Here is a 22887-nt window from a genome sequence, read left to right as displayed (position 1 = left end):
TTCTATTTCTTTTGACTGATTTATTTTATACATTAACATTTATTATTGAAAAACCTGTTTAATAAATATCAAAATAATGATATCTACTCACTTCTTAGTGGGTAGTTATATCATAGTATTTAACTATGTAGAAGTGCTCAAAATTTTTTCCAAGAGAAAATAGAAGAAAAGATAAACAGAAACCATACATTTTACAACTTTATGAGTTTATATGGTTAGCCAAATCAATCATATTAATTTCTTCATTAAACACGATACACAGTATGCAAACAAATGCCCTGATAATTCCCAACTGTGCATTAACAGATGTTTCCGAGTAGCCACATTCTAGTCTGTCAACTAAATATTGTTTTATATGAATTGGTTTGATTTCGTTAATATTTAAAATCTCATTTTGGTACAAAAAAAAACAGAGAAAACCTTTCGTGTTTTTTCTCTGAATATAATTGTATTTTTCGACAATCCTCTTGCTTTATTGTCAAAAAGCATTTCTTGAATTGCTGATTGGATTGAAATTTCCATGTTGTTTTTCTCTGTTTTTACTAGATTTAACAACAATAAATGTTTTTTCAAAAACGGCTTAGATACCGTACTAAATGTACTTTTAAAGAGTTAATATTTTTATCAAGAGCCTCTTAAATCCAGTTATACCAATATTAGCGAATCCCTAAAGCGATACGCGCATAGCGGCTCATTTTATCTACTGTCCACGCTGGATACCAGACGAGGTTGACTTTGATTTCAGTTACTTCTTCAACTTCTTTGAGCGCATCATGAATTTGATCAGTCAAAACGTCTGCTAGCGGACAACCCATTGTTGTCAGTGTCATTTTGACTTCAGTAAACCCATTGTCTTCAAAGGAAATTTCATAGACCAAGCCCAAGTTAATGATATCAATACCTAGCTCAGGGTCAATAACAGTCTCCAAGGCTGCTAAAATCTTTGTTTTAATTTCTTCTATTTGTGTATCAGAATATTTGCTTTCTTCACTCATAAATTTCTCCACATTCTCATTGTAAAATCTATTTGACATTGTTATTCTACCATATTTTTAAAAATTTGACGAGAAGAGTAAAAGATAATTTATAAATCATTTTATAGACACAACGTCTAAAAATTGTTATAATTATGGTGATATAAAGTTTTAAGACAGCACTTGCTGTGTAGGGAAAAGGATACACTGTGGAGAATAGAAAAGAACGTACAAAAGCGCGACTTCGCGATGCAATGACTCAACTTTTACATGAAAAGCCATTTGATCAAATTACAACCACTGAGCTTGTCAAAGTTGCAAAGATTAGTCGGAGCGGATTTTATACGCATTATCAAGACAAGTATGAAATGATTGATCAATATCAAAAAACATTGATCAACACAATTCAATATGTCTTTGAAAAAAATGATGGTGACTTGCAAAAAACAATGCTTGAGACCTACGAATTTTTAGATAATAACGAAATCTACGCAGCCCTGCTTTCTGAGAACGGCAGCAAGGAAATCCATCAATTCATGCAAGCGAAGTTAAAAAGTATGATTGAAAACTCAATTATTCCAAGAGATTCAAGAAGAAATAACCTCGGTCGCTTAGGTAAAATTTATGCTGCGACTTATTATGCTAATGCTATGTTTGGTCTTACACAGGCCTGGATTCGTCGTAAGCGTAAAGAAACGCCTGAAGAAATTACAAAAATACTCAGTAAGCTTATCAACTAATTAATTATCCAAAAAATATCCAAACCCTATGTTTGGATATTTTTTTATAAAGCTTGAATACTTTTAAGTAGTCTTTCGAGTCCATCTTTTACCTTGGATCGTGAACAGCCAATGTTTAGTCGGAGAAAGTTCCTTCCTTCCTGACCATATACTTCTCCATCCATAATAGCTACTTTTCCTATGTTGATTAATGCTTGTTGTAACTTATCCATAGGAACACCCTGTTCTGAAACATCAAGCCACAAAAGATAAGTTGCTTCTGATTCGATAAGCTTTATTTTTGGCAAATACTCTTTTAAAAAAGCTCGCGTGAAGTCTACCGTATCGTCCAAATAACTATTCAGCTCTTTTAGCCATATATCCGATGTCCGATAAGCTGCAACCGTTGCTTCCATTCCTAAAATGCTGCAAGAGGAAAGCCCATCTTTTTCCTTTAAATGTTGACAAAATTCTTCACGAAGGTTCGCATTAGGAACTAATAAGTAGGAAAAAATCAATCCTGGAAAATTAAAGGTTTTGCTGGCAGATGTTAAAAGAGCAATATTTTCTGTACCGTATTGCAAAATCGGGTGGTGTTGCTTATCCTTGCGTAAAACATCCATGTGAATTTCATCTGAAATTAAGAAGACATCGTACTTTTGACAAAGCAATACCACTTGTTGTAGCTCTTCACTTGTCCACACACGTCCTGTAGGGTTATGGGGCGAACAAAAGAGAAGGATTTTGTTGTTCGGATGTGCGAGTTTTTCTTCTAAATCTATAAAATCAATCGTATACTTTCCTTCGTTAAAAATCAATGGATTTTCCACACACAAACGATTGTTAGCTGTAATGGTTTTAAAGAAAGCATCATAAGCTGGGGTCTGGACAACAACACCTTCTTGGGGCTGAGACTTGATTTCAATCAACTGAGAAAGAGAGTAAATCACACTTGGGCTATACAAAATCCAGTCCTCCTCAATCGCAAAATCAAACTGTTTTTGATACCACGCAGAGACAGCTGATTTGAAATGCTTATGATTCCAACGCGTATATCCGTAAATCGGATGTTGAATCCTCTTTTGCAGTGCCTGATTAACCGTCTCTGGGATAGCAAAATCAGTATCTGAAATGGTAAAAGGCAATAAATCTTTCTGACCAAAACGATCTTCTACAAAATCCCACTGTGTACAAAACGTTCCTTTTCGCTCAATTATTTTATCAAATTCTGTCATATCAATAAATGGTAAAACAAGACGTTTGCCTTGTTTTACGGTTCTCCTTCTAAATCAAATTGTCCAAGGCGTTGCGGACAGTCGTTACTTTCGTTCCAATAATAACTTGAACACTTGTATCATCTAAATGTACGACTCCTAAAGCACCTAAATCTTTAAGCTTGTCATCTTCAACAAGGTCGCCATCATTTAAAATCAAACGGAGACGTGTAATACAGTTGTCGAGTGTGACAATATTCTCTTTTCCACCCAATGCAGCTAAGATTGCTTCGGCATTATATCCAGATGTATTGCCTCCATGTGCTATTTCTTGCTCTGAATATTCCGGTTCGAGTACAGCTTCACGTCCTGGTGTTTTCAAGTTTTTCCATAAGATAACCTTTTTAAATGTGAAGTAGTAAGCCGCAAACCAAAAGGCACCCACGAGAGGAATCAAGAACCATTGTGTATATGAGCCTTGCATTACCCCAAAGATAAGGAAGTCGAGCACGCCACCATCTGTATTACCAATTTTTACGCCTAATAGGCTGACAATCATTGCTCCTAGACCAGTCATAATCACGTGGAAAATCCAAAGGAATGGACTGATAAACAAGAAGAGAAACTCAATTGGTTCTGTTATCCCTGTTACAAAAGTAGCAATCACACCAGAAATCAGGAGCCCTTTGACTTTTGCTCGATTTTCCGGTTTTGCTGTACGATACATGGCAAGCGCTGCTGCTGGGAGCCCAAACATAAACGTTGGCATTTTTCCTTGAGACAAGAAAGCTGTCGCAGAGCCGGAAATTGGTAAACGATTTGCTAATTCGGCATAGAAAATGTTTAAAGCACCGTAAACTTCATGTCCATCAATGAGCACTGTTCCACCAGCCTGAGTAAAGCGAATGGTTGCAACAAGAATGTGATGCAAACCAAAGGGTAAAAGCAGACGTTCGCCAGAGAAAAAGAGAAATGGCCCAAAAATACCTGCACGTTGAATCAAGTTGCCGACTTGCTGGATAAGAAGGGCAAACAGTGGCCAAATGACAGGAATCGCGAGACCTACCAAAGCCATAACTAATGCAGTAATAATTGGTACAAACCTTGATCCGCCAAAGAAAGCAAAACTATCTGAAAGTTGAATGTTGTAAAATTTCTTGTGGAGGTTGTAAACAATAATACCAGTAATGATACCTCCAAGAACACCCATTTCGATAGTTTGGACACCCAAAGCCATACCTTGCCCAGCCTTTTGCATGAGTTCAGGATCAGCAAGCTGTCCACGTTCAGTCAAAAAGAAGTTGATAGAAAGATTCATAACCATATAGCCAACGAATCCTGAGAAAGCTGCTACACCTTTTTCTTTCTTAGCTAAACCGAGAGGAATAGCCATAGCAAACATCACGGGTAAGTTACTGAAGGCAAAACCGCCAATGGCTGAAAAGAAACGAAAGACTACTTGCAGTACTTCGTTTCCTAAGAAAGGAAAAGCATCAATAGTAGATTGACTCGAAAACGAACTTCCTAGCCCTAAAAGAAGCCCCATAAAAGCCATTAAGGCTACAGGGAGCATAAAAGTTTTACCTAATTCTTGGAAGAAACCACCTAGGGCAAATTTTTTCTTTTTCTTGGCTTGTGGCACTTTAGTTTTTATTTCGGTACCTTTAGCCAAAGCTTTTCCTATTGGTGAACCTCCTTTTACCTTTCCTGAGGCACTGATCGTCATACTCTTTAATTTTTCTGCTGTATTTGTAATAACAACAATGGCTGTTTTTTCAAGTCCAGCATCTTCGACCGCTTTCCAATTCACGCGCCCAATTACTTGGCCCGCTTTAACAGCTTCCTCTTCTTTGATGGTAAACTCAAACACTGCCTTATCCAGACTGACCGTATCAATACCAATATGAAGTAATACTTGCAAATCATCTGCAGTACTAAATCCAGCAGCATGTCCTTGAACCATTCTTACTGTACCAGAAACTGGTGCATAGATTGTTTCACCTGTTGGTTCTACAGCATACCCATCTCCCATTGTTTTTTCAGAGAAAATAGGGTCTTTAACATCCTGCAATGGGATAATTTCTCCCTCAAAAGGAGAATAGAGGTTTTTTTGGTTACTCATCTTTTAACCTACCTTTATATTTTTGTTGTAAGTTAATATTAACACAATGTAAAACGCTTTCACGAAAATTACTAAAAAAACACCTTCTCATTTGAAAGTATTTTTTTAAATGTGTAAAATTCCACGATAAGTGTAGTAAAGTGATTGCAAAACCAAAAGTAAAGGTGTCTTATCGGTCGTGTCATATCCATTTACTTCTTCCTTTTGTGTTAAGCAATAAAGAGGGATATCAGCTATTTGTACCAAACTATTTTCAGTTAAATTGGTAAGGCTAATCAATTTATGATTTCTGGATTTGGCCAGTTCTGCTAATTCCAAAACAGAAGGTGTTTCCCCAGATAAAGAAACAAAAAAGAATACTTCATGAGAAGAGCTTAAAATCTTCTTTTTCATTTCCTGCTGATATTCATAAAATTGAAATTTGTCATCGAGAGCAAAGAGACTTTTTACATACATCTTCGTCAGAAGGCCTGTTTGATCTAGCGCATAAAAATTTACACTCTTGGCTCTTTGCATTAGCTGCACAACCTTCATTTCTCTTTCTTTATCGATTAGATCAAAGTTTTTTAAAAGAATATGCTTATGTGCATTCATACTTTCAGGAGTTGTAAGCTCCTGTTTGAGGTTAATCTTAAATTCAGAGAAATTTTCATAGCCTAATTTTTTACAGAAACGAGTTATTGTATTGGGCACAGTGTAAAATTTCTGTGATAAAATAACAATCTTGGTCTGACTCACCGCTTCTTTATTTTTCAAGATGTAGTCTACCAAGTCTTCTTCCAACTCTGTTAACTTATTCTCTTTATTTTTTACGCGTTCCTGAAAACTCAGCATATTTATCCTCTTTTTTGACCTTTTAAGCCTTTCACTTATCTTTTATTCTACCATAGTTTCTTTTTAAAATAAAAACGCTTAAATATGTCAAATCATGCAGCATAATTTTCCACAAAAAAGAGCCTATCTTATAGACTCCTTTTATCTCATTATCTTATTTACTGTTTTTTTCGTTGATCCACTCAGTGGAGAGTGTCATCGCGGCACGTGTCGCATTAGTATCATTCATTGAATTCACCATAACAAAGTCATGGATAATGGCTTGGAAACGCACTTGAGTTACTTCCACTTCAGCTTCTCGCAATTTACGTGCATAAGCTTCACCTTCATCTCGCAAAACATCAGCTTCACCAGTAATAATCAAAGCAGCAGGTAAATCTGTCAAATCTTCTTTCGTCGAACGAAGCGGTGAAGCTGTGATTTGATTACGTTCTTCTTCGTTTGTCGTATATTGATTCCAGAACCAAATCATTCCTTCTTTAGTCAAAAAGTAGTTTTCCGCAAATTCATTGTAAGAATCCGTATCAAAATTGGCATCTGTTACGGGATAATACAAAACTTGTTGTCCAATCTTTTGACCGCCTCTTTGTTTAGTCAAAAGTGTCATCACAGTGGCCATATTTCCGCCAACAGAATCTCCAGCTACAGTGAGATGATTTACATCAAATTTCTTATCGTTAGAAAAATCTTTTAGCTGTTGTAGGACAGCGTAGTTTTGCTCAATAGCCGTTGGGTATTTGGCTTCGGGTGACAGGGAGTATTCAGGAAAAACCACAACGGAGTTGGTCCGTACGGCAAGCTCACGAATTAGTTTATCATGTGTATGTGCATTGCCAAAAACCCAGCCTGCTCCGTGGATATAAAAGATTACAGGTAATTTCTTTTCTTGATTAAGGGGGCGAATAAATCTGACATTTATTTCCCCCCAGTCTCCTGTATCAACAGCGACATCTTCAATATCAACGTCTTCCTTTGCGACTGGAGAATCCTGAACTTCATTTAATAAGCTTCTTCCCTCTTCTACTGGAAGTTCATAAATACGAGGATGGGGCGCATTTGCTTCACTAAATTCTAGCGCAGCTGTTTCTAAGGAAATTCTTTCTACCATTTTATACCTCCAAAAATACTTTTTATTATCTTTTCTTAAAAGATAATTTTTTATTGCAAGGACAAAATCCAGTAAAATCAAAGATTTCTTCATAATATTGAAGTAATTCTTCATATTTCTTGGACTACGTTAATTTTCTGAATATTATTTTAATAACATTTTATAATTTAAAGTTAGAGAAAACAAGAAATTGATATCGGAAAATACTTTCGTTCTTATTTAGACGATTTGCTCGTAAGGTAAATAAAAAGGGGAGCCCCCTTTTATTTAACAGTCGTTTCCCCAGTTACTTTAACTTGTTCTTCGCTAGGAAGTTTGTTATAAGCATCCAAAAATTCTTGATTTTTAAAGATAAGATTTCCATCAATCATTGCTTCTCCATCAACACCTTTCCCAGTTTGACCATGGAAGCCTTCAGCATTTACTTCAACATCTCCCTTAACTGTACCATTTGAAATATAGAACTGTGGAGAATTTACTTCAAGTTTTTTTACAGTAAGTGTATAGCGATCTGTAACCTTACGGTCTGCATCTTGCGTATAAAGGGCTAATTTACGTGCTTCTTCGCCCTCTTTATTTTTAAATTCGCCTTCAACATTCAAAGTTTTGTCTGATGCATCTAAGTCTTTATTAATGGCCGCAATCCAAGCGCCATCCTTCGAAAGTCCTTTAGAAAGGGTATCAAAATTATCTGTGCCTGCAGTTGCCCCAGCAAACACTTCAGCTGATTGTTCAGTTTTTGTTTCTTCTGATTTTTTTTCACCAGATCCACAAGCTGTCAAAACTCCCAATGACAAAGTTGATACAGCTAACAATGAGAGAAGTTTCTTATTCATAATATACCTCGCTTTTCTTTTTCTTCATTGTAGCATACACAATTGTTCCATTCAAGAAAACGCTTCCTTTATTTATGAGATTGTTTTGTTCAATTCATTTTTCTAAATAATTTAACTCCTCTTTTTTCCATAAAAATAAGGGCTATTAAGCCCTTAGAAATATATTTGCATGCCTTTATTATTACCAACATCTGCTCCATACTAAAGATGTATATTAAACTGAACGAGGCAAGACAAGTGCTAGGATTAATCCTAGAAACCAGAAACCAAATATCGTAGCCAAAAAAACTCCGAATATTTGTCCCCCAGATAAGCCCCGAGAACTGGCAATTTTGACGGGCAAAAAGAAAATGAGAATTGCGATGACTAACACAAAGAGAGCCAACCAAAAATTTGCTGGTGCACTGTTCCAAATCTCTTGTAGACTTGAGTTAATATTTTCAAAATTCATTTTTTCTCCACAGTTTGTTAACGCTTTTATTTCATTTTTTATACGATTAAGAATACATAAAATTTATGAATCCTTGTAGGCGTATTATAACAGCCGTTTCTATTATTTTCAAGCTTGTTTTACCGTTATTTAGAAAATTAAAAATTAGTGTAAAACTGTATAAACTGCTGTTAAGGCTTGCACAGCAAGTATGACCACTATTGGCGACATAATAACCAGAACAACAAGTCCTGGACCTGATAACCATTCTTTATCTTTATTTTTTCGCATATTCGTCTCCTTTATCATTCTATAAATCATTTGATACTGGATATCGTTAAATAACTTCAAACTTCATAGACATTAAATCCATATACCACTAGAGGCAATGAATATTATAGCATAAAATTTATCGTTTCTACTTTTACAATAAAATAAAACAAAAAGAAAAACCGCTCAACAGAGCGGTTAGACAAGTCAAAATTATTTACGACGTTCTGGGATACGAGCCGCTTTACCTTGCAATGCACGCAAGTAGTAAAGTTTAGCACGACGCACACGACCGTGACGGATAACTTCGATTTTTTCAACACGTGGAGTGTGAAGTGGGAAGATACGTTCTACACCAACACCGTTTGAGATTTTACGAACAGTGTAAGTTTCTGAGATACCAGAACCTTTACGTGCAATAACAACACCTTCGAACATTTGGATACGTTCGCGAGTTCCTTCGACAACTTTAGCGTGAACACGTACAGTGTCTCCAGCGCGGAATTCAGGGATATCTGAACGAAGTTGACCTGCATTGATAGAATCGATCAATGAAATAGACATTTTTTTCTCCTTTTGCTCATCAATAAAGCCATTGGCCCAGCGGATAAACAGTTTTATTTATGCCAAATTGGCACTTATAACATTCTACCAAATTTATGCTTTCTTTTCAAGAGCTTTCTTTGGGTTTTTAGTAAAAGTCATTGTAAAAGTCGTTTGGTGTTCATCACTTTCAACAGATACCTCCCCTTGGTGTTGTTCGACTATCGTTTGGACAATCGCTAAACCAATTCCATGAACGCCACCAGCACCTTTATAAAAACGCTCGAAGATATGTGGCAAAGTCTCTGGATCAATTCCACTCCCATCATTAGCAACCGAAATCACCACTGCACCATCTTTTTTTGTACAGGTAAGTACAATTTCTGTTTCGACATACCGCATAGCATTGGAAACTAGATTACTTATTGCTCGTCGTAAAGCTTTATAATCACAAGTAAGCATCACCGCTTTTTTATCAAAAACTGTTGTAATTTTAATGCCTTTTTGCTCAGCAAATATCTCTTGCTCTTTCGCAATATCTTTCATGATTAGACGAACATCTTGGTAAACAAGCTCTTGATGCACACTTAGGCTGTCTAAGCGTGAGAGAGTTAGAAGATCTTCTACTAGCTCACTCATACGATCGGTCTCATAAAGTATTGTCTCACTTGCCTTTTTGGGATCCATCACCTCATAGGAAATCCCCTCAGCATAACTTTTTATTGCCATTAAAGGGGTCCGAAGTTCATGCGAGGCATTTTGAAAGAAGAGTTTTTGGTTTTTATCGTTATGATCCAATTGCCGAGCAGCAACATTCATATTATGTGCTAAAGTAGCCAACTCACGGTCCTGAAAGGTTCCTTGATATTCAGTAAAATCTCCTTGGCCAATACGTGTCGCAAATTTCGCTAAAATTGATAAAGGCTTAATCAAGCGCTGCGTTACAAAAGTAACGGCTAGACTAAGGATGACAATGACAGCTAGGGCAACAGAGACCAAGAACAGGTTAACTGAGTTTGTAAAATTAATAATCCCGGTGATATCCACATATAGGACTTGATACTCTCCAGAACTTTGACGAATGGTTTCAATATAAAAGGTACTTCCTGACGTATCCAGACGATAATTTTTTACCTTACTCAGTGGAACTTTTTGATTTTTTAAAGCTTGTGCGATATTATTTGCTGTATCTCTCTCAAAGTTACCAACTTTTTCCAAATCCTGTACTTCATAATTATCATTGATATTAAAAGCAACGGGGTGAGTATTAAAGCTTCCACGAGGTGCATCTTCTAAGTCCGCAGAGGTACTTCCTGAGGGTGGAGTAACTTGTGCTTGATAAATCCTGACTTGAGATAACTGCCGTGAGGCCGAATTGCTAATATAGCTGTTTATCAAGATATTAAAAATGAGGATAATCCACAGAAAAGCAAAGAAGACAAAACCAATATTTGTCAGAAGCAAGCGCGTCTTGATGCTGAGAGGTTTTCTCCTAATCATCATCGCTCCTTACTCTGCTTCTTCATTTTTTTGTTTTTCAAACTCGATTCGACGGAAAATAGCTTTAACACGCATCACCAATTCCATCGGACTGAAAGGCTTAGTGAAGTAATCATCACTGCCCAAATCCAATCCTGTCGCATAGTCTAAGTCACTGTCTCGAGCTGTCAACATAATAATGGGTACGATACTTTGTGCACGTAAAGCTTTCAAGATTGTAAATCCGTTAGAGCCAGGCATCATCACATCTAAAATAACAAAATCACTTGGCTCTTCATTAAAACGCTCTAAGAGTTGATCACCAGTTGAGAAGTCCTCTACTTTAAAATCTTCTTTTTCCAAAAAAGCTTTGATTGCTAAGCGAATATTATCATCGTCATCCGCAATATATATTGTTTTACTCATTATATTTCCTCCTCATTAATCATGTCTACCAGTTCATGAATCAAATACATTCGATTATCTAATGCGTGAATCTGCTCAGCACATACTTGCAATTCATTACTTAAGTGATCTGGCATTTCACCGCCGTATTTGTAGCGAACCTTATGTTCCAATGTCGCCCAAAAGTCCATTGCCGATGTGCGTAGTTGTATCTCGACACGACGAGCTTCATTATTAAAAAGCGGGCCAAGATTAACTTCTAGTATCATATGATAAGAACGATAACCACTCGGCTTCGGATGATTAAGATAATCTTTTTCACTGATTACATTGAAAGCTTCCTGATTTTTAATGATTTCTACGATTTCATAAATATTTTTGGCATAAGCACATATAATTCTTACACCGGCTATATCTGAAAGATTTTTTTCAGCTGCTTCTGCCGTTACAGGTAAGGCTTTTTTCTTCAACTTGCCTGCAATACTTTCTGGCGATTTAATTCTTTGCTTTATATGTTCTATCGGGTTAACAGGTTCATAAGCATTGTAATAAGCATTAAGATTAGAAAGCTCTGTCATGATGACTGCCAAAGCACATTCGTATTTCACCAAATTTCGCTTGAGTTTCTCAAACTCTTCAACTTCAAAGCGGGTCGTTTTTATTTCTTTATTCATATTCATTTCCATTCTTGAAAGAGTTTTCACATATGTCTATTATACCAGAGGCTGCGAAATTTATCAGCTTTAGAAAATACTCTGTTTCCCTTCCCACTTACGGTTGCAAATAAAATAAAAGGAGCATAGGCTCCTTTTAATATAATTAAAATTATACAATTATAATCTTAAAATGCACTCAACTTAAATAGAGGACAAAAAAAGAGGAAATACCTCCCTCTTTTTTATATATTAAAATAAATGACTAAAGCTAAAATAGATAAAAGTGCTGTCACACACCAAAAGACAATATCAATCTTCCATTCACTCCAACCTTTTCCTTTACCAGAGAAGCCACCAAGTTCAAAATGATGGTGAATCGGCGTCATACGGAAAATACGTTTACCATGTGTTACTTTAAAGTACGAAACCTGCATCATAACAGAAACGGTTTCTAAGATATAGATAAAGCCAATCAAAAGGAGCGTCCATTCGACATGTAAAAGAATCGAAACGATGGCTATAAAACCTCCTAAACCAAGGCTTCCCACATCTCCCATAAAGATCTTTGCTGGTTTGTGGTTAAAGAAAAAGAAAGCAATCAAACCACCAATGACAGAAAGAATGATAAGTAGGACATCATATCGTCCTTGAGTAGCTGCAATTACAGCATATGCGCTGAGAGAGATAGCCACTGTGATACTGGCTAAGCCATCAATACCATCTGTAAGATTCACGGCATTTGACCAACCTACAAGCCAGAAGATAATGAAAACTGCAAAGAACCATCCTAAATCAATTTTCCACCCCAAGATATTAAGTACGTTTGTACTATCCACCTGCATCAAGATAAGATAAGAAACAATACTTGTGGCTATTTGGGCTAAGAGTTTATGACTGGCTTTAAGCCCGCCATGATTTTTTTGGCTAAAGATTTTCATGAAGTCATCTAAGAAACCAATCAGAGAGTACATCGCTAATACCCACCATGCTGTGATGAACATAGGAGTAAATTGTGCAAAAATCAGAGCAAATACTGCTGAAACTAGGAGGGCTGCAACTACAAATACAAGGCCTCCCATGGTTGGTGTGCCTGACTTACTTGCATGTTGTTTTACTTCTTCAAGAGTGGGTTGTCCCCCAAGTTTTTTCTTATGAAAAAACATAATAAAGCGTGGAATTCCAATTGCGGTCAAAACCAACGCGACTAGAGCTGCTAAAAATGCAGTGATTAACATAGTGCCTCCGACTGTTACTTAGAAACTTTGTTTCCTTTATTTATAGAGCTTACTCAGCTCAAAATTGAAAGAGGCGAAAATTTTCGCCTAATTCATTGTGACTGTGATTGTTTGATTGTCTTTAAGTTTGGTTCCCATTCCCACACTTTGTGTGTTCACATGGTCGCCAGAACCTTGATATTCAATTTTCAGATTGTACCATTTTGCGAGTTGCTCAACTTGTTCTTTAGACCATTTAAACATATCTGGCATGATATGATCGCCATCAGTAAGAAGCATGACAGGGGTATTTGCCCCAACTTCTTGCCCTTTAGCTACAGATTGTTTGGTTACTTTTGTACCTTGACCAATCACAATCGGTGCTAAAAGATTACGACGTAGACTATCTGAAACGTTACCTGGAGATTTCCCTGTGTAATCTTCGAGAGTAACTTTTCCAGCCTTCAGACCTGAAGTATCTTGTGGAGCTGCTTCTTGGTTTTTAATTTGCTCTGCGCGCGTAATCAAAGAATTAGCAACATCTGAGATATAAGTCAATGACCAAGTGCTTGATGGAATTTTGATATTCATATAGAAAATGAAATCTGGATTCTCTGGTGGATACATGGCAACTGCAGAATAAATATTATCTTGCATTCCCTTCATATAGCCACCTGTCTCCGATGCAATCTGTGCTGTACCTGTTTTGACAGCCATTGTATTGCCATTAACCATGAAGAGCGGGCCAGGTTCATGCCCTTGCGATTCTACTGTCAGATAAGAAGTTCCCCATGTTGGGTCAGTATTAACACCTACCATCAAATCTTTTGTTTTATTTATCGCATCTTCGGACACCGGACGTCCAACAACTTCTGCCTTACTTTCCAAATAGGTATTTTTATCTTTGTCTACAATTTTATTCACAACATGAGGTTCAAGCATTTCTCCTTTGTTTGCAAAGCTTGTCCACCCACGTAGAAGTTGAATTTGTGTTGTACTGATACCTTGCCCAAATGAAGATTGGATTTGAGATACTGGGTTATCGTCAGGAAGAGCACCAAACTGTTCTCCACCCATCCCAATACGGGTTGGAACACCGAATTTAAAGCGGCGCAAGTAGCTGTCCCAGAGGTCGCTACCCATATTTTGAACAATCCGTGTCATTCCAGCATTACTAGACATCTTGAATCCTTCAGCAAAAGTAACTGTTGATGGAAGTTTAAAAGTTCCATCTTCGCTTTCATTGGCATCCCAGTCATTAATAACGACATCATAGAGATTGACACGACGGTAGTAAGAGGCATTCAGATCCACTTTATTACTGTCCAAAGCTGAAGCCATCAAGAAAGTTTTCATAACAGAACCAGGTTCAAATTGTGACTGGTAAAGCATGCTGTTCTCTGTGAAATGTGGCTGTTCCCGCGCTGCTTTATCATTAAAGTTATTGGCGGTAATTGTTGGGCGCTGTGTTGTAGCCAAGATGTCACCTGTGTGTGCATCCATCAGTGTGGCAGAAAGTTGCTGACCACCTGACTTTTCTACAGCTGTATCCATCAGCGATTCAAGATTACCTTGCAAACGGGCATCTAAAGTTGTATAAAGATCTTGACCATTTTTTACCTGCTTGCTTACTGTTGTTGTTCCTGGTAAGGGGCGACCATAACGGTCTTTCTCATAAGTTTCCTCACCATTTGTACCGCTGAGAACATCATTAAACGAGGCTTCTAAGCCGTTGATTCCAACCAAACCAGAGGCAGAATCTCCAGGTGTTTTCAAAGAAGCTATACCTACAAATTGTGAAGCGTAATTTGGTTCTGGATAAGAACGTGTCAAGTTAGGTGTGAAACCAATACCTACTAATCCAGCATTCTCTGCATCTTTTTTTATCTTTTCCATTTTAGCGAGAGGAATCTTTGTTCCTGCCGAACCAAATTGGACTTGAGCTTTTCCAGAATTGAGTTGTTGCTCAATCAACTCCTTGTCAATTCCCAATTCTTTATTAAGAAATTCTGTAACTTTCGGAAAGTCAGCCTCATCAACATAAAGCTTATTATTGTTATTGTCGACTTGTGTCTTATCGAGCACAGCATAAATCGTGTAATCACTTGCATCAACTGCAAGTGGCACACCATTTCGGTCAAAAATTGTGCCTCGCTTAGCATAAACAGTCGTTGTGTTTAAATAGTTCGTCTTAGCCATTTCGGAGATGTTTACACCACCGATTTGATTCACTGTAATAATCCAGACAAAGCGAAATATAAAAATCGCAAACAGAGCAATAGCTACTACAAATAGACTTTTACCTACATGTTTACGATTTTGTTCAGGTCTTTGATGACTTTTTTTCGCTTTTTTCGAAATACGTCTGAAAGGGAGAGTAATTATTCGAAAAATATTTTTCATTTTGTCGCTTTCAATACATTATCAGAATTGTAGGAGATACCATACTTATCCGTAACTTTTTGTAATTTGTCTTGGGATGTTAACTCCTGAATTTTCTGGTCATACTCAGAATTTTTTTGCTCTTTAACAGTAATTTGACTGTTATAGTGCAAGGTACTACTTTCAATTTCTTGCGTTTTTGTTTGAATGAAGAGTTGAGTAACCGCAAGCATCAAGGCTACGACTACCATAGAAAGATAAAATACTTTTTCAACCCCAGAAAATCTTTTGAACTTTTTGGCCAAAACTTCTGGTGCTAATGAGTCTTTTGAAATCGCATAGCTGTCCTTTTTGGCCGCTGTTTCAATGTCAAAATATTCTTTAGGTTGCGCTGCCATATTTTTCTCTCCTCTCTCCTTTTTCATCAGTTTTAATCTTTTTGTTTTTCAGCCACACGAAGCTTAGCACTGTGCGCTCTATTGTTAAAAGCAAGTTCTTCTTCACTCGCAAGAACGGGCTTACGATTGACTAACTTGAGTTTTGCTTCCATATCTTTCGGAATCATAGGAAGTCCTTTCGGCACGTCAACTGTGCTGTATTCTTTAAAAATTGTTTTCGTTAAACGATCCTCTAAAGAATGGAAAGTAATCACACTTATTCGTCCAGAAACGTTAAGCAGATCAATCACTTCTTCTATTGATTCTTCAGCTGCTCCTAGTTCGTCATTTACTTCGATTCGGATTGCTTGAAAAATACGCTTGGCAGGATGTCCTTTTTTCTTGAGCTCTTTTTGAGGAAGTGCTGACTTGATGATATCCGCCAGCTCTGTTGTCATTTCAATAGGTTGAAGCTTACGTGCTTGTTCAATCTTTCGAGCAATTTGCTTTGAAAACTTCTCTTCGCCATAGCGGTAAAAAATGCGTACCAAATCCTCATAAGCATAATCATTTACAACTTCATATGCAGAAAGTGCTTGAGATTGATCCATTCTCATATCTAATCGTGCTTCCTTCTTATAAGAAAAACCACGTTGGCTGTCATCAAACTGTGGGCTTGAGACACCTAAATCATAAAGAATACCATCAATTTTTGTAACTCCTAAGTCTGCAAGACTTGAACGTAAGTAGCGGAAGTTACTCTTTATCAATGTCACCTTGTTTTCTGCCAAAGCAGCTTTAAGACGAACCTTTGCATTTTCGTGGGCAGTATCATCTTGGTCAAATGCGTAGAGATGACCTGTTGTCAACTTACTCAAAAGATACTCACTGTGACCTGCACCACCAAGAGTTGCATCCACATAGATGCCATCAGGTTTCACCTCAAGCATATCAACAGTTTCGTGTAGCATTACAGTATCATGCTTGAATTCCATGTTTACAAGTTTACAGGCGAAAAACGCCATCCTTCCCTAATAGCTAATATTCATTATAACATTTTTCTCCAAAATGTATAGTGGTTTACAATATATTGTAAACTTTTTTTCTCTTGTTCTTAATGTTTGGTCTTTCGACGCATATACATGGCGTTTGCCATTTTATAAAGAAGTTTACTTACAGGGAGGTCAAACTCGCCTACATATTCCTCAATACGTGGATTGAAGTGCTTTTTAAACTTCAATAATCCATCTTTTTCGGAAAGGGAATTTTCAAGGCCACCCATATTCAAAGTATTTGCTCCATTTTCAAATGCATGTTGAATTGTTTCAAACCATACTAGATAAGAAGGATAATATTTTTGGAATGCTGTATCTGTCCCAGCATAAAGGGTTTCAGCAGCGCCAAAAGCATTGATAGATAAAGTTCCTGCTACCGGAATAATCTCTCCTTTTTCTGCGATAAACTGCGTAATGTCCGCAACGTTTTTCTCAGCAATAGCAAGTTCTTCAGTTAAAGTTTTTAAGCGTTTTTCATTTTTGGCTTTTGCTTGATTATCTTTAATCTTTTCAACATTTGCTTCCATATCTTTTTTTACCTTAGCCATATTAAATTTTACTAAAGTAATAAAAGCATCCGAGCCATAGGTGTCTAAAAGTTTTGTATAATAATCAGCATTACGAAGACTTACGTTTTTACGTGCTTCTGTCTTCTTCATCAATTCAGCAAAAACAGGAACTAACTCCTTTCCACCAAAAGTAACTTCTGGATAAGAATTGCGTGCTTTACGAATAAATTGACGTGTTTTTTTATCTAAATTTTCTTCTGAAAAATCTTCTTTATAAATGACAGCATTGTAGCGAGGCTGAATCGTATCATGCATTTCTGTAGTACGTCCAGTATACTCAACACCTGCACTTGTTAAATTCGTCAGAAGATCATATGCATCGTCAAATTTGTAAGCCGGATCAAACTTGATAAAAAGTGCTTTTTGACTTTTACCAAATTTTTTCAATTCTAACAGAACAAACTTTAATAAAGCTTTATCTGTATAATCCATCAAAATTCCGCGTGGGATATAAAGCATTGTGAATCCCAATGGAAGAGGGCGAATCAAGACCAAGCTACTTGCAACCAGCTTATCATCTTGATAAAATCCAATGATTTCTGATTTCCAACTGCTTTTGATGGTCGCCCATTTTGAGGTTTGTAAAAGGTTTGGCATACCAGAGGCAGCAACAAACTTGTCATGTAGTTGAGGATCGAGTCCAATTTTTACTGTGTACATATCTCTATTCTATCAAAAATTATTAAAAAAAACAGGCTCAGTTTGAACCTGTTTGACCAACTGGGGTAGCTGGATTCGAACCAACGCATGAGGGAGTCAAAGTCCCTTGCCTTACCGCTTGGCTATACCCCACTGTCTATCTTTCGACAACAGTAAATATTTTATCAAAATCATGAGAGGATTTCAAGGATTAACTCTAACCTCTGAGATATAAAATAAAATTAGGCGCCTAAATTATAGGCTTTGATTGCTTCTTCCATGGCATCTGCAAAATTTTGGGTAACCGCCAGTTCTTTACCAGAAGCGACAACAACAAAACTACCATTTTCTTCATTAATATCAGCGATGATTTTTTTTCCTGATTTGACTTGAACACCTGTTTTTGTGTCAATAACTTCAATTTCTGTATCTTTTTTCTTCGACATCATCAGTCTCCTTTATCCTTCATATCTAGAGATTTCCATCTCAACTTTTCAATGATACCATTTTGCCGAGTTTTTGTCACGCTGTTTTTGTTCGTGTGAGTCTTCCCTTTTAATTGCACTGTACCTTATTGTCAAACATATCCAATAATTTGAAATAAAAAAAGGAATACCCCAAGAGGCATTCTTTTTATTTTCTTATGAAAGTTCTGCTACAACTGCCTTCAATTGAGCTTTTGTTTGAACACCGACAACTTGTTTCACCATTTGACCGTCTTTAAAGAAGATCAAAGTTGGAATGCTCATAACGCCAAAAGCTTGAGGTGTTTCAGGATTTTCATCAACGTCTAACTTACAAATTTTAAGTTCAGACTCGTCAAGTTCTTCTCCTAATTGTTCAAGAATTGGAGCTTGCATACGACAAGGACCACACCAAGTTGCCCAAAAATCTACTAGTACCAGTCCTTCTTTGATTTCTTCTTTAAATGTAGCATCAGTAATGTTATATTCCATTTTTCGTTCCTCGTTCTTTATTATGAGTACATTCTAGCGAATTTTTATCTACTTTACAAATATTATGATTGTTTTTATATTTTGAGTCATTTCAAGGTTGCAATTGTTGCGCCACTTCCGCCAGCGTTCACAGGAGCATACTCATAACTCTTAATATGCCGATGTTTTTGCAGCTTCTTCTGTACCATTTCACGAATCACACCAGTTCCGATACCATGAACAATGGTAATTTGTAATAAGTTAGCAAGCAAGGCCTGATCAATATAGTTATCCAATTCTAGCTCTGCTTCCTCATATCTCATACCACGTAAATCAAGCTGTGCTTTCACTTTATTGCTTACTTTTCGGGTTACGGCTTTCGTTTTTGCAGGTTGGTTCTTAGCAAGCTCTTCCTCTGTTAGCTCAAATTCATCTTCTTGCAGTTTGGTCATTATTGATCCCATTTGCACCTGCCAACGTCCATCTTTTTCAAGACGAATAAGTTTTCCACGTTGCCCATATGCTGTAACCACCACTTCAGCTCCTTGCTTCAACCCACGTTGTGCCTTAGCTTTCTTCAAAACTTTGTTTTTACTGTAATCAACAGATGGAACTAGGTTTTCAAGCTCGCTACGGGCTGCAATGATTTCGTGAGGTTTAAGCTGCGCTTTATCATTCAATGTTTTGAGAATTTCTTGAGCTTCTTGACTCGCCTTTTTCACAACTTTTTGGGCTTCTTGTTTTGCCTTCTCTAGCTCATGCTCACGCTCTCGATTAATCTGATCATAAACCTTGGTTAAATCTTTATGAAGATTTATATTTTCTCGTTCTAACTTCTTAATATTGGCTGCTGCTTCTGTTACTTCACGCGTTTTTTCCTCTAAGCTTGCGATCATATGATTGACATCGTGTTCCTCATCAGAAACCAAGTTACTAGCCTCCTGAATGATTTGGTCTGACAAACCTAAACGTCGTGAAATTTCTAAAGCATTTGAGCGACCTGGTACACCCAGCTGCAGACGAAAAACAGGGCGCATTTTATCGATATCAAACTCCATGCTCGCATTAAGAACTTCAGGTGTTTCAACACCATATGCTTTAAGTTCTGGATAGTGCGTACTCGCCATTGTCTTCACATGTTTACCACGTAAATATTCTAAAATTGCAATGGCCAAAGCGGCACCTTCTTTGGGATCCGTCCCTGCACCAAGTTCGTCAAAGAGCACCAATGCGTTATGATCTGCCTTGTCTAGAATAGCGACAATATTGGTCATGTGACTAGAGAAAGTCGAGAGACTTTGCTCAATTGACTGTTCATCCCCGATATCCGCAAAAATATCCTGGAAGACATGTGCACGACTGCCTGTACTGGTAAGAATAGGCAAACCAGATTGCGCCATAATAGTAAGCAGACCTACAGTTTTTAGGGTAATTGTTTTACCCCCAGTATTTGGTCCCGTAATTACAATTGTGTTTAAACTACTGTCAAATTTGATGTCATTGGCCACAACTACATTTGGATCAATCAAAGGATGACGTGCCTCATAAAAACAGATGTCTTTGTTTTGGGTTAATTCAGGAATACTAGCCTTATGCTTCAATAAGTAGTTGTACTTGGCTTTAATCAAGTCGAGATGACCTTGTAACCATGCATTTTGCCGAATATCCAAGCTGTAGGGTTTAAGTTCTTCACTGACTGCTCGAAAAATTCGAAGCATTTCATTTTTTTCTTCGATTTTCTTTTGGTTTAAATTATTGTTAAGCGAAACGGCAGCATTGGGTTCAATATAGAGTGTTTGTCCTGAGGCAGACATATCATGCACTACACCTGCTATTTTATTTTTACTGTCTGCCCGTACAGGCAACACTTGGCGATCATTACGAACCGTGATTAAATTTTCAGTGAGAGAACCTGCATTTTTAGACAAAAGTTCCTGCATCACTTTTTTAATGTCTGACTGATAACGTTTAATGGCTGAACGAATGTGCATCAGTTCAGCAGATGCATTGTCGTAAAGTGCCCCAGAGTTATCAAAAATTTCAAGTGTTTTATGCACAGGAGAAAGATCAGAAAATTTTTGGATAAGTTCCTCAAGTGTTGGTATTTCAACATTCTCTGCTTCGTCAAAATAACGCAAAATATTAAGGCCTTGTTGGACAACTTTTTTTATTTCGACAAATTCTCGCCCACTCAATTGAGCATCTAATTCTAAGCGGCGCAAAATTTCACTGATATCGGCCGTTTTTGAAAGATGAAGCTGCCCATTTTCTTGAGCTAACTTTTCAAATTCTGCCAATTCATCAAATAAGTTTTGGATTTTAGTGGCATCAGAGAGGGGTTCTAATTCTTCCAACTCTTTTTTGCCTTGAGCGGTTGTTAAAAAGGCCAAGAATTGCTCTTTGACCTTGTCAAATTCTAAAATTTGGATAATTTTTTTATTCATAAATTCTAAATATTACCTATTATATTTTCAATAAATATATTTTTCAGCATCCCCGAAGAAATCGGAGTGTGGCTAACCATCAAGCGAACCAAAGCGGAAGCATTCAAATGGTTTTGAACAGTGGGCATGGGTACAAGCGCAAGTAAAGTAACAGCCATTTGTAGGCCGAAATAAGTTGCTCCGAGCGCAAGAACACCTGCGATAATTTTTCCAGTTTTTCCGAAGGGTTGCAAACGTGTAATGTGGACAAAAAGTCCGAGTAGACGTATCACCGCATAAGAAATAACGAAAATAATCATAAAAGCAAGACCAGCATAGAAGGCATCATCGATTTGGAAAAGCAAGTTATTATCAAAAAACAGTAATCGTGAATCTGCTGTTGCACTGGAGAAAGGTACCCACATCGTTAATTTTGAAGCAAGTTCCTTATAATTTAAGAAGGCAATAATTGCAGATATAATGATCCCCAAGCTATATAAAGCCTGTAAGACTAGACCTCTTGAATAGCCAACCAGAAAGGCCCATATAAGTAATATTAAGATAAGTAAGTTAATAAGCATAATGTTTTCCTAAATTTCTGTAAATCATTCGTTTACTACCCATTATACCTTATTTTCTCCTCATTTACCAAACAGGCTTGAAGAATGTCCTTTTTGTAAGCTATGGCTAAATTCAAGCTTTTGAGTCATATCATTGATTGCCAGTACAGCTTCTCCAAAACCAACTGACATTAAGGGAGCTTTCCCATCGTAATCACTGGCATCTCCCGCTACATAAAGACCTGCGAGATTTGTCTCTTGTTGGCGGTTAGCTGTTATTCTTCCTCTACGACTTAGTTCGAGTTCTTCATTTAAATCAACATGGTTTGTCATCATTCCATAGTTTACGAGTATTTTATCTACTGCTAAATGATTGAGCTCATCGGATTTTACACGTTGCAACTTAAGGCCTTCAGGTGATAGCTCCTGCGGAAGATAAGGGGTATGTATTTCAACGGTTGATTGTTCCAGCTCTGCCACTGTTAAAGCATGGGCTCGGAAAGAAGGTCGACGATGAATAAGGTGAACTTTGCTGGCAACTTTTTCCAACATCAGTGCCCAATCCAGTGCACTGTCTCCCCCACCAAGAACCGCAACTTCTTTTTCACGATATTCTTCTAAGTTTTGAATAAAGTAATTCAATTTCCCTAATGCATGAAGTTCTTCTTCTTGCTCGAGATTAAGCTTACGCGGACTGAGCAAGCCAGATCCTGTTGTTAACAATACTGCTTTCGAATGATGTGTACTTTTACTTGTTTGCAGTACAAAATGCTTATTTTCCTCTTCTTGGCTAATATTTTCAACTTTTTCATCTAAATATAGTTCATGTGGCACGCGAGCAAGTTGTGCCAAAAGGTTGGCAGTTAGATCTGCTCCTGAAATCTCAGGCAAACCTGCTATATCATATATCATTTTATCTGGATAAAGTGTTTGAGGTTGACCGCCAGCTTCTTCTAGAGCTTCGATTATCTTGACCGTCATCCCCCGCATCCCAGCATAAAACCCGGCATAAAGTCCAACAGGACCAGCACCGATAATTGTTAAATCGTATAAAGTTTCCATGCCTTCATTATAGCAAATTTGTCAAAAGTTTTTTACATTTTAAATTCCATCCATCTTTAACACAAAAAACCGACGAAACGA

General features: G+C 37.2%; 23 protein-coding genes and 1 tRNA gene. 1 reads left to right on the top strand and 23 read right to left on the bottom strand.

From position 1 onward, the window contains the following. Positions 1-656: 656 nt before the first annotated feature. Positions 657-995, bottom strand: a complete 339-nt coding sequence (locus J0J35_RS01165; RefSeq protein ID WP_017369035.1) for a metal-sulfur cluster assembly factor — start codon at positions 993-995, stop codon at positions 657-659. Positions 996-1183: 188 nt separating this feature from the next. On the opposite strand from J0J35_RS01165, the gene J0J35_RS01160 reads away from it, so the two are divergent. Beyond that, complete coding sequence (locus J0J35_RS01160; RefSeq protein ID WP_019292025.1) at positions 1184-1714, top strand: TetR-like C-terminal domain-containing protein; 531 nt, start codon at positions 1184-1186, stop codon at positions 1712-1714. Between the two features lie 44 nt (positions 1715-1758). On the opposite strand, the gene J0J35_RS01155 is transcribed toward J0J35_RS01160, so the two are convergent. The 22 genes from J0J35_RS01155 to J0J35_RS01055 all read right to left on the bottom strand — a co-directional run bounded on the left by J0J35_RS01155 (position 1759) and on the right by J0J35_RS01055 (position 22806). Continuing rightward, positions 1759-2928 carry a MalY/PatB family protein gene (locus J0J35_RS01155; RefSeq protein ID WP_206917193.1) on the bottom strand — a complete coding sequence of 390 codons (1170 nt, stop codon included), beginning with the start codon at positions 2926-2928 and terminating at the stop codon, positions 1759-1761. A gap of 49 nt (positions 2929-2977) precedes the next feature. Then, positions 2978-5029, bottom strand: a complete 2052-nt coding sequence (gene malX / locus J0J35_RS01150) for a maltose/glucose-specific PTS transporter subunit IIBC (protein WP_206917190.1) — start codon at positions 5027-5029, stop codon at positions 2978-2980. 105 nt (positions 5030-5134) lie between these two features. Further along, complete coding sequence (locus tag J0J35_RS01145; RefSeq protein WP_019293737.1) at positions 5135-5863, bottom strand: MurR/RpiR family transcriptional regulator; 729 nt, start codon at positions 5861-5863, stop codon at positions 5135-5137. Between the two features lie 154 nt (positions 5864-6017). Next, entirely contained in the window at positions 6018-6971 is a 954-nt protein-coding gene (locus J0J35_RS01140) for an alpha/beta hydrolase (RefSeq protein ID WP_019292021.1), read from the bottom strand. Between the two features lie 263 nt (positions 6972-7234). Next, positions 7235-7807 (bottom strand): hypothetical protein, encoded by a 573-nt coding sequence (locus J0J35_RS01135; RefSeq protein WP_206917186.1) that lies wholly within the window; start codon positions 7805-7807, stop codon positions 7235-7237. Positions 7808-8021: 214 nt separating this feature from the next. Next, complete coding sequence (locus tag J0J35_RS01130; RefSeq protein WP_019292019.1) at positions 8022-8258, bottom strand: hypothetical protein; 237 nt, start codon at positions 8256-8258, stop codon at positions 8022-8024. A gap of 144 nt (positions 8259-8402) precedes the next feature. Continuing rightward, positions 8403-8528, bottom strand: a complete 126-nt coding sequence (locus tag J0J35_RS11730) for a hypothetical protein (protein WP_016170978.1) — start codon at positions 8526-8528, stop codon at positions 8403-8405. Between the two features lie 192 nt (positions 8529-8720). Beyond that, positions 8721-9071 (bottom strand): 50S ribosomal protein L19, encoded by a 351-nt coding sequence (gene rplS, locus J0J35_RS01125; RefSeq protein ID WP_004258564.1) that lies wholly within the window; start codon positions 9069-9071, stop codon positions 8721-8723. A 93-nt stretch (positions 9072-9164) separates the two neighbouring features. Beyond that, entirely contained in the window at positions 9165-10550 is a 1386-nt protein-coding gene (locus tag J0J35_RS01120; protein WP_206917185.1) for a cell wall metabolism sensor histidine kinase WalK, read from the bottom strand. Positions 10551-10559: 9 nt separating this feature from the next. Beyond that, positions 10560-10955 (bottom strand): response regulator transcription factor, encoded by a 396-nt coding sequence (locus tag J0J35_RS01115; RefSeq protein ID WP_019293741.1) that lies wholly within the window; start codon positions 10953-10955, stop codon positions 10560-10562. Next, positions 10955-11608, bottom strand: a complete 654-nt coding sequence (locus J0J35_RS01110; RefSeq protein ID WP_017369023.1) for a GTP pyrophosphokinase family protein — start codon at positions 11606-11608, stop codon at positions 10955-10957. Before J0J35_RS01110 ends, J0J35_RS01115 begins: the two co-directional genes overlap by 1 nt. 224 nt (positions 11609-11832) lie before the next feature. Further along, on the bottom strand, positions 11833-12825 hold the full coding sequence (gene mraY, locus J0J35_RS01105; protein ID WP_206917183.1) for a phospho-N-acetylmuramoyl-pentapeptide-transferase: 993 nt from the start codon (positions 12823-12825) through the stop codon (positions 11833-11835). A gap of 87 nt (positions 12826-12912) precedes the next feature. Further along, positions 12913-15207 carry a penicillin-binding transpeptidase domain-containing protein gene (locus J0J35_RS01100; protein ID WP_206917182.1) on the bottom strand — a complete coding sequence of 765 codons (2295 nt, stop codon included), beginning with the start codon at positions 15205-15207 and terminating at the stop codon, positions 12913-12915. Further along, positions 15204-15584, bottom strand: a complete 381-nt coding sequence (locus J0J35_RS01095; RefSeq protein ID WP_019292013.1) for a cell division protein FtsL — start codon at positions 15582-15584, stop codon at positions 15204-15206. The genes J0J35_RS01100 and J0J35_RS01095 overlap by 4 nt, the downstream gene beginning before the upstream one ends. A 32-nt stretch (positions 15585-15616) precedes the next feature. Beyond that, entirely contained in the window at positions 15617-16558 is a 942-nt protein-coding gene (gene rsmH / locus J0J35_RS01090) for a 16S rRNA (cytosine(1402)-N(4))-methyltransferase RsmH (RefSeq protein ID WP_206917181.1), read from the bottom strand. Between the two features lie 119 nt (positions 16559-16677). Further along, positions 16678-17847, bottom strand: coding sequence for a peptidoglycan bridge formation glycyltransferase FemA/FemB family protein (locus J0J35_RS01085; RefSeq protein ID WP_019293743.1), 1170 nt, complete (start codon positions 17845-17847; stop codon positions 16678-16680). A gap of 60 nt (positions 17848-17907) precedes the next feature. Then, positions 17908-17979 (bottom strand) — tRNA-Gln (locus J0J35_RS01080). An 89-nt stretch (positions 17980-18068) separates the two neighbouring features. After that, the gene (locus J0J35_RS01075; protein ID WP_206917180.1) at positions 18069-18272 is read right to left on the bottom strand and encodes a DUF2969 domain-containing protein; all 204 of its coding nucleotides are present in this window, start codon (positions 18270-18272) and stop codon (positions 18069-18071) included. A 195-nt stretch (positions 18273-18467) separates the two neighbouring features. Next, positions 18468-18782: a thioredoxin gene (trxA, locus tag J0J35_RS01070; RefSeq protein ID WP_019292011.1), complete on the bottom strand. Its 315-nt coding sequence runs from the start codon at positions 18780-18782 to the stop codon at positions 18468-18470. A gap of 86 nt (positions 18783-18868) precedes the next feature. Beyond that, positions 18869-21205, bottom strand: coding sequence for an endonuclease MutS2 (locus tag J0J35_RS01065; RefSeq protein WP_206917167.1), 2337 nt, complete (start codon positions 21203-21205; stop codon positions 18869-18871). Positions 21206-21210: 5 nt separating this feature from the next. After that, positions 21211-21765 carry a CvpA family protein gene (locus J0J35_RS01060; protein ID WP_019293745.1) on the bottom strand — a complete coding sequence of 185 codons (555 nt, stop codon included), beginning with the start codon at positions 21763-21765 and terminating at the stop codon, positions 21211-21213. Between the two features lie 60 nt (positions 21766-21825). Next, positions 21826-22806: an NAD(P)/FAD-dependent oxidoreductase gene (locus tag J0J35_RS01055; RefSeq protein ID WP_019292008.1), complete on the bottom strand. Its 981-nt coding sequence runs from the start codon at positions 22804-22806 to the stop codon at positions 21826-21828. Positions 22807-22887 lie beyond the last annotated feature (81 nt).

Origin of the sequence: Lactococcus sp. LG606, assembly GCF_017309645.1 — a bacterium.
GTDB classification, from domain to species: Bacteria; Bacillota; Bacilli; order Lactobacillales; family Streptococcaceae; genus Lactococcus; species Lactococcus petauri.
Note: the sequence above shows the minus strand (reverse complement) of the source record. Positions and strands in the feature narration are given on the sequence as shown.

What these genes read in the sequence shown, in the direction of transcription:
- J0J35_RS01165 (WP_017369035.1), bottom strand. Translation starts at nt 995, where the DNA reads ATGAGTGAAGAAAGCAAATATTCTGATACACAAATAGAAGAAATTAAA.
- J0J35_RS01155 (WP_206917193.1), bottom strand. Translation starts at nt 2,928, where the DNA reads ATGACAGAATTTGATAAAATAATTGAGCGAAAAGGAACGTTTTGTACA.
- malX (WP_206917190.1), bottom strand. Translation starts at nt 5,029, where the DNA reads ATGAGTAACCAAAAAAACCTCTATTCTCCTTTTGAGGGAGAAATTATC.
- J0J35_RS01145 (WP_019293737.1), bottom strand. Translation starts at nt 5,863, where the DNA reads ATGCTGAGTTTTCAGGAACGCGTAAAAAATAAAGAGAATAAGTTAACA.
- J0J35_RS01140 (WP_019292021.1), bottom strand. Translation starts at nt 6,971, where the DNA reads ATGGTAGAAAGAATTTCCTTAGAAACAGCTGCGCTAGAATTTAGTGAA.
- J0J35_RS01135 (WP_206917186.1), bottom strand. Translation starts at nt 7,807, where the DNA reads ATGAATAAGAAACTTCTCTCATTGTTAGCTGTATCAACTTTGTCATTG.
- J0J35_RS01130 (WP_019292019.1), bottom strand. Translation starts at nt 8,258, where the DNA reads ATGAATTTTGAAAATATTAACTCAAGTCTACAAGAGATTTGGAACAGT.
- J0J35_RS11730 (WP_016170978.1), bottom strand. Translation starts at nt 8,528, where the DNA reads ATGCGAAAAAATAAAGATAAAGAATGGTTATCAGGTCCAGGACTTGTT.
- rplS (WP_004258564.1), bottom strand. Translation starts at nt 9,071, where the DNA reads ATGTCTATTTCATTGATCGATTCTATCAATGCAGGTCAACTTCGTTCA.
- J0J35_RS01120 (WP_206917185.1), bottom strand. Translation starts at nt 10,550, where the DNA reads ATGATTAGGAGAAAACCTCTCAGCATCAAGACGCGCTTGCTTCTGACA.
- J0J35_RS01115 (WP_019293741.1), bottom strand. Translation starts at nt 10,955, where the DNA reads ATGAGTAAAACAATATATATTGCGGATGACGATGATAATATTCGCTTA.
- J0J35_RS01110 (WP_017369023.1), bottom strand. Translation starts at nt 11,608, where the DNA reads ATGAATAAAGAAATAAAAACGACCCGCTTTGAAGTTGAAGAGTTTGAG.
- mraY (WP_206917183.1), bottom strand. Translation starts at nt 12,825, where the DNA reads ATGTTAATCACTGCATTTTTAGCAGCTCTAGTCGCGTTGGTTTTGACC.
- J0J35_RS01100 (WP_206917182.1), bottom strand. Translation starts at nt 15,207, where the DNA reads ATGAAAAATATTTTTCGAATAATTACTCTCCCTTTCAGACGTATTTCG.
- J0J35_RS01095 (WP_019292013.1), bottom strand. Translation starts at nt 15,584, where the DNA reads ATGGCAGCGCAACCTAAAGAATATTTTGACATTGAAACAGCGGCCAAA.
- rsmH (WP_206917181.1), bottom strand. Translation starts at nt 16,558, where the DNA reads ATGGAATTCAAGCATGATACTGTAATGCTACACGAAACTGTTGATATG.
- J0J35_RS01085 (WP_019293743.1), bottom strand. Translation starts at nt 17,847, where the DNA reads ATGTACACAGTAAAAATTGGACTCGATCCTCAACTACATGACAAGTTT.
- J0J35_RS01075 (WP_206917180.1), bottom strand. Translation starts at nt 18,272, where the DNA reads ATGTCGAAGAAAAAAGATACAGAAATTGAAGTTATTGACACAAAAACA.
- trxA (WP_019292011.1), bottom strand. Translation starts at nt 18,782, where the DNA reads ATGGAATATAACATTACTGATGCTACATTTAAAGAAGAAATCAAAGAA.
- J0J35_RS01065 (WP_206917167.1), bottom strand. Translation starts at nt 21,205, where the DNA reads ATGAATAAAAAAATTATCCAAATTTTAGAATTTGACAAGGTCAAAGAG.
- J0J35_RS01060 (WP_019293745.1), bottom strand. Translation starts at nt 21,765, where the DNA reads ATGCTTATTAACTTACTTATCTTAATATTACTTATATGGGCCTTTCTG.
- J0J35_RS01055 (WP_019292008.1), bottom strand. Translation starts at nt 22,806, where the DNA reads ATGGAAACTTTATACGATTTAACAATTATCGGTGCTGGTCCTGTTGGA.